This is a genomic window from Lactococcus sp. UBA7128, from assembly GCF_002492185.1.
Classification (GTDB): domain Bacteria; phylum Bacillota; class Bacilli; order Lactobacillales; family Streptococcaceae; genus Lactococcus; species Lactococcus muris.
Map to the genome: position 1 here is coordinate 1 of NZ_DKXK01000022.1, position 14330 is coordinate 14330.

The 14330-nt window shown below is 39.3% G+C and carries 13 protein-coding genes and 1 pseudogene; 12 read left to right on the forward strand and 2 right to left on the reverse strand.

The features are described 5' to 3' along the window. The 5 genes and pseudogenes from B4H39_RS02740 to B4H39_RS02760 all read left to right on the forward strand — a co-directional run. Positions 1–406, forward strand: a pseudogene (locus B4H39_RS02740) (hypothetical protein); the annotation flags it as partial. Positions 407–890: 484 nt separating this feature from the next. After that, the gene (aroA, locus tag B4H39_RS02745) at positions 891–2201 is read left to right on the forward strand and encodes a 3-phosphoshikimate 1-carboxyvinyltransferase (RefSeq protein ID WP_251422355.1); all 1311 of its coding nucleotides are present in this window, start codon (positions 891–893) and stop codon (positions 2199–2201) included. Further along, positions 2192–2677 (forward strand): shikimate kinase, encoded by a 486-nt coding sequence (locus B4H39_RS02750; RefSeq protein ID WP_251422352.1) that lies wholly within the window; start codon positions 2192–2194, stop codon positions 2675–2677. The genes aroA and B4H39_RS02750 overlap by 10 nt, the downstream gene beginning before the upstream one ends. Continuing rightward, complete coding sequence (locus B4H39_RS02755; protein WP_251422349.1) at positions 2674–3270, forward strand: histidine phosphatase family protein; 597 nt, start codon at positions 2674–2676, stop codon at positions 3268–3270. The genes B4H39_RS02750 and B4H39_RS02755 overlap by 4 nt, the downstream gene beginning before the upstream one ends. Then, on the forward strand, positions 3267–5699 hold the full coding sequence (locus B4H39_RS02760; RefSeq protein WP_251422346.1) for an ATP-dependent RecD-like DNA helicase: 2433 nt from the start codon (positions 3267–3269) through the stop codon (positions 5697–5699). Before B4H39_RS02755 ends, B4H39_RS02760 begins: the two co-directional genes overlap by 4 nt. Positions 5700–5739: 40 nt before the next feature. Here B4H39_RS02760 and B4H39_RS02765 read toward each other — a convergent pair whose 3' ends face one another. Further along, a complete protein-coding gene (locus tag B4H39_RS02765; protein WP_202230909.1) occupies positions 5740–6249 on the reverse strand; it encodes an HD domain-containing protein in 510 nt (169 codons plus the stop codon). A 151-nt stretch (positions 6250–6400) separates the two neighbouring features. Here B4H39_RS02765 and rpsT point away from each other — a divergent pair, with 151 nt between their 5' ends. From rpsT to B4H39_RS02790, 5 genes are all read left to right on the forward strand, one after another. After that, entirely contained in the window at positions 6401–6634 is a 234-nt protein-coding gene (gene rpsT, locus B4H39_RS02770) for a 30S ribosomal protein S20 (RefSeq protein WP_202230910.1), read from the forward strand. A gap of 173 nt (positions 6635–6807) precedes the next feature. After that, positions 6808–7242: a Spx/MgsR family RNA polymerase-binding regulatory protein gene (locus B4H39_RS02775; RefSeq protein ID WP_202230911.1), complete on the forward strand. Its 435-nt coding sequence runs from the start codon at positions 6808–6810 to the stop codon at positions 7240–7242. Positions 7243–7534: 292 nt separating this feature from the next. Then, positions 7535–8191 carry a GyrI-like domain-containing protein gene (locus B4H39_RS02780; protein WP_251422343.1) on the forward strand — a complete coding sequence of 219 codons (657 nt, stop codon included), beginning with the start codon at positions 7535–7537 and terminating at the stop codon, positions 8189–8191. A 444-nt stretch (positions 8192–8635) separates the two neighbouring features. Beyond that, complete coding sequence (locus tag B4H39_RS02785; protein WP_251422341.1) at positions 8636–9295, forward strand: uracil-DNA glycosylase; 660 nt, start codon at positions 8636–8638, stop codon at positions 9293–9295. A 101-nt stretch (positions 9296–9396) separates the two neighbouring features. Next, the gene (locus B4H39_RS02790; protein ID WP_202230914.1) at positions 9397–10104 is read left to right on the forward strand and encodes a Bax inhibitor-1/YccA family protein; all 708 of its coding nucleotides are present in this window, start codon (positions 9397–9399) and stop codon (positions 10102–10104) included. A 429-nt stretch (positions 10105–10533) separates the two neighbouring features. Here the strand turns inward: B4H39_RS02790 and B4H39_RS02795 are convergent, their stop codons facing one another. Next, positions 10534–11358: an HAD family hydrolase gene (locus tag B4H39_RS02795; RefSeq protein ID WP_251422338.1), complete on the reverse strand. Its 825-nt coding sequence runs from the start codon at positions 11356–11358 to the stop codon at positions 10534–10536. Positions 11359–11709: 351 nt separating this feature from the next. Between B4H39_RS02795 and B4H39_RS02800 the strand changes: the two genes are divergently transcribed. After that, positions 11710–13131, forward strand: a complete 1422-nt coding sequence (locus B4H39_RS02800; protein ID WP_251422335.1) for an NCS2 family permease — start codon at positions 11710–11712, stop codon at positions 13129–13131. 71 nt (positions 13132–13202) lie between these two features. Continuing rightward, the gene (locus B4H39_RS02805; protein WP_251422332.1) at positions 13203–14303 is read left to right on the forward strand and encodes a YdcF family protein; all 1101 of its coding nucleotides are present in this window, start codon (positions 13203–13205) and stop codon (positions 14301–14303) included. Positions 14304–14330: the final 27 nt, after the last annotated feature.

Genomic DNA, 14330 nt, shown 5'->3' on the forward strand with positions numbered 1-14330 from the left:
ACCTGTCTCTGTCCCATATATAGGCCCTGCTATTTTGGATGAAGATATTGTTTGGGAAGGCGGCTGGCGTTGGATAATGAGTGCCAGCAGCTTGGCTCAATTTCCTGATGCTGCAGCTGACATCACTCAAGTTGACTCAGGTGGCACACCACGTGCTTTTACTCTTTCCGTAGCAGATGTGGTGCGCTTGTCAGGCCCAGGTCGTGCTTTTCCTCGTAGGGAAGGACGTGTAGGTGCAAATGATACCCTTTGGTGGACGCGTACGCTTTCATCACAAAGTCCTAATCCTGATACAGGTTGGTTTATTAATGGAGGTAACGGATGGCTAAATTCCCATTGGACCACAAATCTTGCTGGAGCACATGGCGGCATGCGCCCAGCCCTCATCATCAACCAAGCTCCTTAGAACTTTCTTTCAGAAGTTTTGGACGAAAGTTCAAATTCAGAGTTCGAAAACGCCCACTTTTGACACAAAAAATGTCGAAAGTGAGCGTTTTTCTGTTTTTGGGTCCTTGTCTCAGAGTTTTTTCAATTCAAAACCAGTAAACGAGGGATGTTTTATAGTTTTTCTTGATTGCACTAAGCTACAGTTTTTCTTTTGTTAAAGTGAAAGAATAGGAAATGGTAGCATGAGTAACAAGGATTTCGGTCTAATTTTGCTTTCTCTTAATCTAGAAACAGAGGGAAGCAGGAGAAAAAATATCCTGTATTGTCGTGTATGATTTTTATATTTTTCATGTTGTGTGTTGCACTAATATTCTATTTTTTGAACTCTAACTTATCCAGAGACCAAGCCACTTTTGTTACATAACAGCACTCCAATATTTCATCTTAAGACTTGTGCTATAATAGAAGATAAAATCGCATAGAAGAAAGCTACAAGGTTAATAATGAAACTCACAACAAATGCAAGGAGACTTAAGGGAACTATCACAGTCCCTGGAGATAAATCAATCTCACATCGTTCGATTATGTTTGGTGCTATTGCTCATGGACAGACACGGGTGCATCACATTTTGAGAGCAGAAGATGTTACAGCAACCATCCAAGCTTTTCAGGCTTTAGGTGTCAAGATTGAAGACAATGGAAAAATGGTCTGCATTCAGGGGAGAGGTTTTGAGGGGTTAAAATCTGCTCGAAAGCCTTTGAACATGGGGAATTCGGGAACATCTATGCGCTTAATGTCTGGAATTTTAGCAGGTCTACCTTTTGAAACTGACATGTATGGCGATGCCTCTCTTTCAAGACGACCTATGGATCGTGTTGCCCAACCTCTAACACTGATGGGCGCGGAAATTGAGGGAGAAGGCGAACGCTTCCTTCCCCCTTTGAAAATTCGCGGGGGACATTTGAAACCAATAAACTACCAGCTTCCAGTAGCTTCTGCACAGGTTAAGTCTGCTTTGATATTTGCTGCCCTACAAACGGAAACAGGTCAAGTGTCAGAAATAGTTGAAAAAGAGCTGACCCGTAATCATACAGAGGAGATGCTTCAACAATTTGGTGGAAGGATTGAGATATCTGGTAAGAGAATTTTAGTTCCTGGTGGACAGAAACTAGAAGGACAAGAGATAACTGTGCCCGGAGATATATCTTCCGCAGCCTTCTGGATTGTAGCAGCTTTGCTTATCCCAGAAAGTAATATCCAGCTCAAAAATGTTGGTATAAATCAAACCCGAACAGGAATTCTTGATGTCATTGAAGATATGGGAGGACAAGTTGAAGTATCCGAACGGACAGAGCTATCAGCAACACTTAAGGTAAAGCACAGTGCCCTAAAAGCAACGAAAATATCTGCCGCCTTAATTCCAAGGCTTATTGATGAGCTACCTATTCTTGCGCTCCTAGCAACTCAGGCTGAGGGAAAAACGGTCATTACGGATGCTGAGGAACTTAGAATAAAGGAAACAGATCGAATTGCGGTAGTGGCAGATACTTTGCAAGCTATGGGAGCCAATGTCCTACCTACAGCAGATGGCATGATAATCAGAGGCAAAACAAAGTTGCATGCGCCAAAGAAGAAGATTAGTACATATGGCGATCATCGTATAGGTATGATGACTGCCATTGCAGCTCTTCTTATCTCAGAAGGAGAGGTCAGTCTAGAAGGAAGTCAAGCCATAAGCACAAGTTATCCAGGTTTTTTTGATGACATGGAAACTTTACTTGCTGGGAGCAGAGAGGATAGGGAATGGCAGTGATTTTAATAGGCTTCATGGCTGCCGGCAAATCAACTGTCGCAAAAGCTCTTGATAAAGAAAATTTTGTTGATCTTGATAAGGAGATTGAAAAAGAGGTTGGCATGACTATTGCACAGTTTTTTCAAGAATATGGAGAAGATAAATTTCGGAAAATTGAAAGGGAAAAACTTGAAGCGGCAATTCTCTCAGGCTTTAACGTAGCTACAGGTGGTGGCATTGTCAACTTGATTGAAAATCGCAACTGTTTGAAAAAACTGGGAAATGTTGTTTATCTGAAGGCAGATTTTGAAACCCTTTATGAGCGCATTTTATTGGACAAGGAGAACAGTCGTCCCTTGGCTTTCCAATCAAAGGAAGAAGTTAAAAAACTTTTTGCTCAGCGTGTCAAATTTTACGAAGAGGTAGCCGATATTGTTATTGAAACTCGGGGCAAAGGTCCAGAGGAAGTAGTCAAAGAAATTCAGGAGTTGAAATGAAAATCTATTTTGTTAGACATGGAAAAACACAGTGGAATTTAGAAAAAAGGCTCCAAGGGCAGAAGGGGGATTCGCCTCTCTTGCCTGAATCTTATGAGGCCATTGCGCGTGTCAGTGAAAAACTGTCGCAGATTGTACGATTTGATAGGGTTATTTCAAGTCCTCAAGCTCGAGCGATTACTACAGCGGAGCTCTTGACTGATTTGCCAGTTGAAAAAGATCCTCGCCTGTCTGAGTGGAATTTTGGCCAACTTGAAGGTCAGCTTGTTGCAGATGCACTCTTAAAATACCCAAAAGAAATGTATGCATCTCGGAATGAGCTACAAAACTTTGACGGTCGACATTTTGGGGCTGAAACGGTTGAACAGGTTTTAAATCGTTTTGACAGCCTAGCGCTAGATTTGCGTAAGGATGAAGCTGAAAATATCCTACTTGTCGGGCACGGTGCTTCTGGAACAGCAGGTATGCGGCATCTGGCAGGGTTTCCCATATGGGAATTGCGCGCAGCAGGAGGCTTAGCGAACAACAGTGTAACTGTCTTGGAAGCAAAGGATAAAGGCTTTCAAATCACTCATTGGAATCAAGAATTATGACAGAAAAAATATATTTTACAGGAACCATTGCGGCTATTTTTTTCAGCAATCCTAGCAATTTTTACAAGGTTCTTTTGCTGGAAATTGATGAAACAAACAGCGATTATATAGGCTATGAGATTGTCGTGACAGGAACGATTGGCGACCTGATAGAGGGAGATACTTATACGTTTTATGGGCAGATGACAACTCATCCAAGGTATGGGGAACAGTTACAGGTAGAAACTTATGAGAAAGCCGTACCAACCAGTGCTGCAGGCTTAATCAAGTATTTTTCATCAGATAAATTTCCAGGTATTGGTAAAAAAACGGCCGAAAAAATCGTTGCGCGATTTCCTGAAAATACTGTAGACAGCATTTTAGGTGCTCCTGAAGAGTTAGGAGAAATACTGCCCCTCGCAAGAAAAAATTCATTCATTAAACGCCTGCGTGACAATCACGGTGTTGAAAAAATACTGTCCAAGCTAGCTGAGTATGGTATTCCAAGCAAGCTACAATTTCAGATTCATGAGCTTTACAAGGATGAAACATTAGAGATTATTGCTAAAAATCCCTATCAGCTGGTAGAAGATGTAAAGGGTATCGGTTTTAAAACAGCAGATCAAATTGCTCAAGAGTTAGGGATTGCAGCCGACAGTCATGCGCGTTTTAGGGCAGCTTTAATGCACGTGGTGAAGACACAACCGATGATTACAGGGGATACATATATCGAAGCACATGACCTTTTGCTGGAAACTATTCAACTTTTGGAGGACTCCAGACAAGTTGAGATTGCGCCAGAATATGTAGCTGAAGAAATCAACCCTCTTTTAGAAGAAGGAAAAATTCAGCAAGAAGAAACAAAAATATTTGAAAACTCGCTTTACTTTGCTGAAGAAGGCATCAGTGCCTCTTTAAAAAAACTGATTCAACCCAGTTCGCAACCTTTTTCAGATGAGAAAATTCTGGAGCAGATTGGACAGGTTGAGCATGATTTGGAGATTACATACGATAAGCTACAGAAAGAAGCAATTATTCAAGCGCTAAAAAGTCAATTCTTTATTTTAACTGGTGGACCTGGGACAGGGAAAACAACGATTATCAACGGTTTTATTGAAACATATGCGAAACTTTATGGTATTGATCTGGATCCCGAGAACTATCATGATGATGTTTTTCCCATACTTTTGGCTGCACCGACAGGGAGAGCAAGTCGACGGATGAATGAGCTGACTGGCTTGCCAGCAGCAACTTTACATCGTCATTTGGGTTTAAATACAGATGAAGCTATGGACACAGAGAGTAATCTTCTTTCAGGTTCCCTGCTCATCGTGGATGAGTTTTCAATGGTGGATACTTGGTTAGCAAATAAACTTTTGCAAGCCATTCCGCCTTCCATGAAGGTTCTTTTTGTGGGCGATGCGGATCAGCTCCCTTCTGTTGGTCCCGGGCAAGTTTTTGCGGATCTCTTAAAAATATCTGAGATACCTTCAGTAAGATTGGATAAAATATTCCGTCAGGGGGAAGAGTCAACCATTATTGATCTTGCACATGAAATTAGGGAAGGACGCTTGCCTCAAGATTTTACCAGCCGTCATCCAGACCGCTCCTACTTTGAAGCGAGTACAAGTCAGGTGGCAAATCTGGTGACCCAGGTTGCAACAGCTTGGAAAAAAAGAGGAAACAATCCTTTTGAGCTACAGGTTTTGGCACCGATGTACAAAGGAATGGCAGGAATAAACACACTCAATGCTTTACTCCAAGAACTTTTCAATCCTTTAGAAGGAAGACAAGAGTTTAACTATCAAGATGTTCATTTTCGTCAAGCAGACAAGGTTTTACATCTGGTTAATGATGCAGAATGCAATGTTTTTAATGGGGATCTAGGAGTAATCGTTAAGCTGGTCCCTGCCAAGCATACGGAAAGCAAACAAGATGAAATTGTAATGGATTTTGATGGTCAAGAAGTGACTTATCCTCGCGCCGAGTGGTATAAGATAACGCTTGCTTATGCCATGTCTATTCATAAGTCGCAAGGGAGCGAGTTTTCAACAGTTGTTGTTCCGATGGTTTCTTCTTATTCAAGAATGCTGGAGCGAAACTTACTTTATACGGCCATCACGCGTGCCAAACAGAGTCTCATCCTTATTGGAGAGCAGAGAGCATTTGCTCAGGCTGTACAAAAAGAAAGTGCCAACCGTAAAACTTATTTGATTGAGCGCTTTTCTGGTAAATCTGAAGTGCTGGATAAGCAGCCAAAACCTCAGATGGAGCTTGTTACTGCGGAGAAGAAGGAAAGTTCCACAGTAGAAGAAATTTCACTTTTTTCAGAAGAAGACATATCTGAAAATTTGGTGAAAGAGCCCTTTCTTACTACAGCTTTAATCGCTTCGGGAGATTTTGACCCTTTGATTGGTTTGACAGAAGAAGATTTCCTTATTTTCAAATAGAAAAAAAGACTTGCTTATCCATTCTGAGCAAGTCTTTTTCTTAGATAGGGAGATGGCGTTTAAAGTATTTACGCGTTTTCCATTTGAAACGTGCAGTTTCTATACCTTCAGTCATTGCGACATAATCATCTGCTAGAGTAACTACCCAGCTTTCCTTGTAACGCGGTGGCGCAAGCGTTGCGCCCCACATATGTTTAACAATACAATCGTATTCAAGATCTGAAAGTGTTGTGATTTTTGCAGCATTACGTGCAGCAATGCGTGGATGAACATAGGCATGACTTTTGTTAAACTTAGTGTCGCGCCAATCGTAGTAGAAGAGGTCATGCAAAAGCCCTGCACGTGCAGCTGACTTTGCATTCCAGCCCATTTTTTTACAAACTAAATAACTTACATAACTCACTTTTATAGAGTGAATCAAACGTGTTGAAGTATAGTGATGTGTGATTTCATCAAGCTGTTTCAGTTCTGGCATCTCAAGAAAGTGACCAACGTAACTCATAAATTCAGCATCTGTCAACCAAGGATTTTCATCTAATTTCATATTCATATTATAGCACCAATTGATAAAATGTAAATAGCAATATGCAATTTGTCCAAATAAAAAAAGGAAAATAATTGGATTTTATTCAGACAAACAGTTGCTAAAAAGCCAAAAATCCTGTATAATTTATAGGTATTACAAAAATTTGGAGGAAATAATGGCTAATATCAAATCTGCAATCAAACGCGCTGAATTGAACGTGGCTGCTAACGAACGCAACTCACAACAAAAATCTGCAATGCGTACTGCAATCAAAAAATTTGAAAAGGCACCAAGTGAAGACACATACAAAGCTGCAAGCTCTGCGATTGACAAAGCTGCATCAAAAGGTCTCATCCATGCGAACAAGGCTTCACGTGACAAGTCACGTTTGGCTGCTAAATTGGGCTAATTCTTAAACTACAAGAAATATTCCTATCAGATGATAGGTTTCTTTTTTTTACTTTTTATATTACAATATAGTTACAAAAGCTTTTTTTAAAACATATACTTGACAGTTCTGTTATAAATGTTATAATTAGTTTATGAATAAATAAGAAAAAAATAAGGAAAGCAGAAACAACCATGCTAAAAATTTATACAGTAACGACATGTAGCTCATCTAAAAAGGCAAAAGAGTGGCTGGATGAACACCGGATTGAGTATCAAGAGATTAATTTGTTGACGGATAATATCGAAAAGCAAGAGTTTCTTAATATGCTCTCATTAACAGAAGAAGGAACAGGTGAAATACTTTCAAAGCGCAGCCGAATTTATAAAAAAATTGCAACAAGACTAGATGAACTTTCCTTAGGAGAACTCGTTCGCTTTATAGATGAGAATCGCTCTGTCTTACGACGTCCTTTGATTGTCAATGACAAATGTCTTCAGGTTGGTTATAACGAAGATGACATTCGTAAGTTCCTACCAAGAACAGTACGTCGTGTGGAGATGGCTAATGCCAGTGAAAGCATTCGTAGTATTGCTCTTGGAGGTAAATTTAAAATTCAGGCGAGTTAAAAAGTAAACATTTAGTCGCTCACACTGAGTGCTACTCTATTCATATTTGATTAAAGAGGTGATGTTAACCTCTTTTTTCTATCAAAAATATCAGCATAGCAACATTTCCATATTAAAATTTATAATAGTAACTGTTGTTGGATAAGAAAAGATAAATGATATAATGAATGGATAAATTGTTATCAGTTTTGAGAAGAAAATACGCTAGAAAGCAGAAAAGGAAGGAGAAGGAAGCGGTGAGAAAAAAGTAAATCAACTGCTGTTTACTTTTGCGACCATTTCCAAAAATTAAATGACGTTTGAAACAGAGAAAGTTGACTTTAAAAAGACGGAGAAAAAGTTTTATTATCCGAAAAAGGTAGAGGCGATTATGGTTCCAGAGATGACTTATTTAACGGTTTCAGGAGCGGGTGAACCCGCAGGAGAGACTTTTCAGAAAGCGATTGCTTCCCTTTACCCTGTTGCTTATACGATTTCCATGTCTTATAAAAAGGAAGATTGCAAAATTCCTAATTTTTACCGTTTTGTTGTGCCTCCTTTGGAAGGACTATGGACGAGTAAAACTGTTCCCAAGAAAGGCGAACCTTTAAAAAAGGAGGACTTTGTTTGGAAAATAATGCTTAGAATGCCAGAGTTTGTCACCAAGGAAGTTGTAGAGTGGGCCAAAGAAGAAGCAGAGCGAAAAAAGAAACAGGATTTTTCTCATGTAAAATATGAAAAAATAGAAGATGGTTTTTGTGTGCAGGCTCTACATAAGGGATCTTTTGACGAAGAGGCTCATACTTTTGCTCAGATGGAAGAATTTGCAGCTGCCGAAGGACTTCAACTCATCCACAAAGCCTATCATCATCGTGAGATTTATCTCAGCGATTTTCGAAAGACCGCACCGGAAAAACTAAAAACAGTGCTTCGACAGTACGCCAGAACTAAAGAAGAGGATAAAATATAAACAGCTTTTTTCTGAATAGATGACACGTCTAGGAATTTAAAGTGTACAAGAGTATTTATCAAACCATAGGTAGCTTATAGATGCATGTATAGTTAAGTCCAAAAATATTTGTCCAATAGATGAGCAGCAGCCCCCTTGACTGTCGTTGAATTTTATTTTCAGTGTTTTCTTATGACATTGAGAAAGATAAAACGTCCTGCCTTGTCATTTTTATATGAATAATAAAGAGTTCCAGTTAGCATCTTTCTAGAATCGTCAAAGAGGTTGGTAAAATATAAAACCTCGTAGCGCTACAAGCGAAGTATAAAAACAGACTAAAAAGAAAGGTTTATACGGGTGGGAGCTAGCCGATAATATAAAAATAAGGTAAAATAGAAGGAAAATATCCTAGTGTGAGTGTTTTGTGACTTGGCAATAGGTTATCTACTACAAGGAGGTTGAACAATGAAAAAAACAGACTGGAGTCGTCCTTTGAGAGAACGATTGCCTGAAGAGTATTTTCGAAAAATAGTAGCTTTCATTAATCATGCTTATTCCCAAGGAGAAGTTTATCCACCTGAGGATAAGATTTTTCGGGCAATTGAACTTACTTCTTTAGCGGAGGTAAAAGTTGTCCTTGTTGGACAAGATCCCTATCCGCAGCCTGGAAAAGCACAGGGACTAAGCTTTTCATACCCAGCTTCATTTGTTGTTCACCGTCCGGATTCTATTGTTAACATTCAGAAGGAACTTCAAAGTGAAGGTTTTGATAAACGAGATTCAGATTTGACCCATTGGGCCGAACAAGGGGTATTGCTCCTTAATGCTGTTTTAACGGTTCCTAAATTAAAGTCCAATGCCCATAAAGGAAAAATATGGGAACCTTTGACAGATGAAATTATCAAAATTGCTTCAGACGACGACCGCCCTAAAGTCTTTTTGTTGTGGGGAGGAGATGCGCGAAAGAAAGCCAGACTTATTGATTCGGATAAACATTTGATTATTGAGTCTGCTCATCCTTCTCCGTTGTCTGCTGCGCGTGGATTTTTTGGCTCTCGTCCTTTTTCAAGAGCGAATGCATTTTTAGAGCAAACAGGTCAAACAGGAATAGACTGGTCAAAATAAGAAAAATATGAAAAGAGTTAAAAAATAGGACGTTAGTCGGATGACAGTCCTAGAAAATTTTGGTAGAATAGTCCTAATGATAGAATTAAAAAGGAGAAATCATGGAAAATCCATTTATAAATAATCAGAACAGTAGCCAGGTGTCGTTAAACCAATTCTTTGCACGCATCTATGGAATTGTGGGGATTGGGGTTGCCGTTTCAGCACTCACATCTTTTTTGACAATTAATGTTTTCTGGGAAGCAGCTCAGAACTTGGTGCATCGTGCAGGCTTTGGAATGCTTGTTATTTGGTTCCTGCCACTTATTCTTATTTTCCCAATGCAAAATGCAGCCATGAAAAATAAACCTACCGCTTTACCGATGTTTATCGGTTTCTCGGTAATGATGGGCTTCATGATGAGCTTTACGATTGCTGCTTACACAGCTTCTGATGTTACTCTAGCCTTTGTTTCCACTGCGGGTATGTTCTTTGGTCTTTCTGTTTATGGGCGGACAACTAAACGTGACTTGTCAGGCATGGGACGTGCTATGATGGGAATGCTGATTGGTTTGATTATTGCAGGTGTTATTAACATCTTTTTAAGAAGTCCAATGGTTGTCTTTGTTTCATCAATCATCAGCGTACTTGTTTTCAGCGGTTTGATTGCGTGGGACAACCAAAAAATTGAGCAGGTATATCGTCAAAACAGTGGTAACGTAAGCAATGGCTGGGCAGTTAGCATGGCCTTGTCACTTTATCTTGACTTTATTAACCTTTTCCTCTCACTTTTGAGAATTTTCGGAATCATGGGAAGTAGTCGTGATTAATGAATACCAAAAAGAGATAGAGATGCTTTTGTCCCTATCTCTTTTTATTTATGGCTTATATCCAGTTTTCAACCTAGGTGTTGAAAACGCGAAAGTTCTCTGGTTTAAGGATGATTTTTATTACTGATACAGCAACTTTTTTATTTATTCCAGCACTCGATAGGTCTGATTTCCAAGTTTGGGATCAAAAATAAAAATATGAGCAATGCTTTATCGTCATTCCCCAAGCACAGCAGGGATTTTTCTTCCAGCGGTTGCCCTATTTTTTGAATCTGACTCTTCTTGTGTCTATTCCCTTAGCTCCGTTGTAGCATTCTTCCATAGAAAAAAGACAAAATCCAGAGACTTTGTCTGTAATCTGCCTTTATCAGAAATGATAAAGCTTTTTATATTTTAAAGTAACTTTGAAAAGGAGATGTGTGGAAAGTGCTATTTCAAGAAGAGTTCTTCAAGCTTTCTAGCAACACCGTCTTCATCATTTGTCCAAGGAATAATTTCGGTGGCATGGGGCGTGAGGCGAGAAGAAGCATTTTTCATTGCATAAGCCTCTTCTGCCAGCTTAAACATCTCAATATCATTGTGTTCATCACCAAAAGCAATCAAATTTTCTTTGGGAATATCTAAAACTTTGAGGAGATGTTTGAGACCTGATGCTTTGCTCACTCCCTTAGGGACAATTTCAAGAATGCCATTTGGTCCTCCCCATCCGCTTACGCTGACTTTTCCATTATAGTGATCTTGAATCTGCTTGGCCAGGCGAAACTTGCCTTTGACACGCGTTGAAAGAAGAACGGCATGAGGGTTGTCATCCAGACGATCAGCACGAAGACGGTTATAAGGATGAAATTTTTCTACACCAAACAATTTTGGCTCGACATAGCGAAAGCTGTTGAGGAAAAACTTCCGGCGGTACTCGACAGCAAAAAACTCCAAATCAAAATTTTGTTGATGGCGCAAAAAATCAAATACAAATGAGCGATCAATATAATGTCCTTTTGTGTGCTCCCAATTACGGTTATCGGGCATAGAAATCAAGGCACCATTAAAGTTAATCATGGGGCTTTTAAGTTCTAATTCACGATAAATATCTAAGGACATACGAAAAGGGCGACCTGTCGAGATACAGATAATGTGTCCTAATTCTTCGATGCGTTTGAAGACATATTTTGTATAGCGGCTGATAGTTTTGCCATCACTGTGAAGTGTCGTTCCGTCAAGATCGATGGCAATGAGCTTTTGATTGTTCTTGTCCATGGAAGTTGTTCTGCTTTCTAAACATAATACACTGTCATTATAACAGCACAAGTGCGGAGGGTTTATCCGTAGAAATTCAAAACGATCACCTTTGAATTTCGCTGTTATAATTTTTTTATGAAGAGGGATTTCTTTACCTTCTACTTACAATTAGTGCTAGAGATATTATAACATAATCGTAAATGGCTTAATAAAGAGAGATTTACTTTTTTAAAGTTAGCTATTTCCGAATAATGCAGCAACTAATCTGAAGAATAGCTTAAAATGAATTGAAAGTGAACTTGAAAGACATTAGAATAGGGATGTAGAAATAATTATTTTTTTAACATTAGAAAAAGGGAGATTATCCTCGTGAACAAGTTCTTTAAACTTGAAGAAAACGGCACAACAGTTAGCCGTGAAATTATGGCAGGTATTACCACTTTCTTTGCCATGAGCTATATTTTATTTGTTAATCCTGATGTTTTAGGAACAACAGGCATGCCAGTTCAAGCAGTCTTCTTAGCGACTATCTTGGCTTCAATTGTTGGCTCTGTAGCCATCGGTTTAATCGCTAATGTCCCGTATGCTCTTGCGCCAGGTATGGGTATCAATGCCTTTTTTGCTTATACGGTCGTTATCTCTCTTGGTTATACTTGGCAAGAAGCCTTGGCCATGGTCTTTATCTGTGGGATTGTCAATATTATTATTACCTTTACTTCTATCCGTAAAGCAATTGTCTTAGGTATTCCAGAAAGTTTGCAACATGCTATTGGTGGAGGTATTGGTATCTTCATCGCTTACATTGGTATTAAAAATGCAGGAATTTTGGAATTTATTGCTTCACCAGGGACTTATTCAGATAATCACGGGACGATTACAGCGGATTCAACAATTGTTCCAGGACTTGTGAAATTTGATAATCCAGGTGTCTTAATCGCTCTTGTGGGCATTGTGGTAACGATGTTCTTTGTGCTTCGCAAATGGAAGGCTGGAATCCTCCTTTCAATCGTAGTGACTACTGTTCTTGCGCTCGTGACAGGTGTTACAAAGGTTGATATGAATACGCTTTTCTCAGACAACAATCTTGGAACAGCTATAAATGAGATGGGGACCACATTTGGTGCTGCACTTGGCTCACAAGGTTTGTGTAGTCTGTTTTCTGACTCCTCACGTATCATTGAGGTGCTAATGACGATTCTAGCATTTTCTTTGACTTCTATCTTTGATCCGATTGGTACTTTTATTGGTACAGGACGCAGTACAGGGATTTTCTCTGATCAAGATTTTGAAGACATGGCTAATAGCAAAGGTTTCTCATCTAAGATGGATAAAGCGCTCTTTGCGGATATGATTGCAACGCCGATTGGGGCAATTTTCGGTACGTCAAACACAACTGTATATGTAGAATCAGCAGCAGGTATTGGTGCAGGCGGACGTACAGGTTTAACTTCAATCGTTGTTGCTGGAATGTTCGCAGTTTCTAGCCTATTTTTGCCCTTACTGGCTATTGTTCCAACACAAGCAACAGCCCCAATCTTGATTATTGTGGGTATGATGATGCTGGGCTCCTTTAAAGAAATCAATTGGTCTGAGTTGAGTGAAGCTATTCCAGCTTTCTTCGCTTCTGTATTTATGGGATTGGGCTACTCTATTTCATATGGGATCGCTGCTGGGTTTATTACATACATCTTCTCTAAACTTTTCACAGGTAAGATTAAGGAAGTCAAACCAATTATTTGGATTGTAGCCTTCGCCTTTGCATTGAACTTCGCAGTATTGGCTATTCTCTAAGGACCTAGATTATAGTCTAATTTATGAGAAACATCCGCTTTTTAAGCGGGTTTTTATGTTAAAATGATGTTATGGAAACACCACTTATTATTGTTTTTTCAGTGATTAGTATTTTAGCACTAATCCCAACTGTTATTTTTTATACAAAATCGCATCGTCTGAAGGATTTGAGAACATTACGCTTGGGGCGACTGACCATTGGATTTTTGGCAAGTCTTTTTGTCCTGTTTAATGGTATTATGGGTATCATTTTTGCTGCGAACTATAATTACCATAGGGAAGTCATCGTGGTCATACTCATTATTGAGCTGGCACTCTTTTTGATTCCAGCATTCATGATTAGTTTTGTTGTTCCGATTGGGATTGTTATTTTAACCGTCAAAATGTGGCGGCGCGAATCTCACAGTCTTGCAAATTTGATTCTCCCTGCAATTATGCTTGTTTTCTTTCTGGTAGATTGGATCTATATTCGTGTGTCTTCTTTGTCAGAAGGCTGGCTTTGGTTGCAACTTCTAAGTTATATTTACCCTATTCTTGCCTTTTACTTGCTTTGGCAATTCATTGTTTTCTTTTTTTCAAGCTGGACTTATGGACGTCGTTTTCGTAAAAAGTTTGCTAAATATCACGTGATTTTAGGATCAGGATTAATCAATGGTCAACATGTCAGTCCACTTTTGGCAAATCGAATCCGCGCAGGTCTGGCGTTAGCTAGCCCGGAAACAATTCTTGTTTTTTCAGGCGGACAAGGTAAGGACGAGCAACTTTCTGAGGCTTTAGCAATGCAAAAGTATGCGATTGAGCAACTTGGATTTCCAGAAGAACGTACAATGGTTGAGGATCAATCGAGAACAACTTTCGAAAATTTAAAGTTTTCCTCCGTCTTAATCGATAAAGCTGAAAACAAGAAAAATGAAGAATTCCTATTTTTCTCCTCCGACTATCATGTTTTTCGTGCAGCTCTCTTCGCCGCTCAACAAGGTTTAAATGCTCAAGGTGGTACCGGAGGGAAGACGCCACTATATTTTCGACTCCCAGCATTTATTCGGGAGTTTATTGCGGTCATGAATAGCCAACGCCGTAAACACATTTTCTGGGTAGGCTTAATCACAGGTATCTTTATTGCTTTTTCTCTCTTCGTTTTATTTATGGACCATTTTGTGTTCAATCCTTAAAAATCTGTTATGAAGAAACTTGCTTTC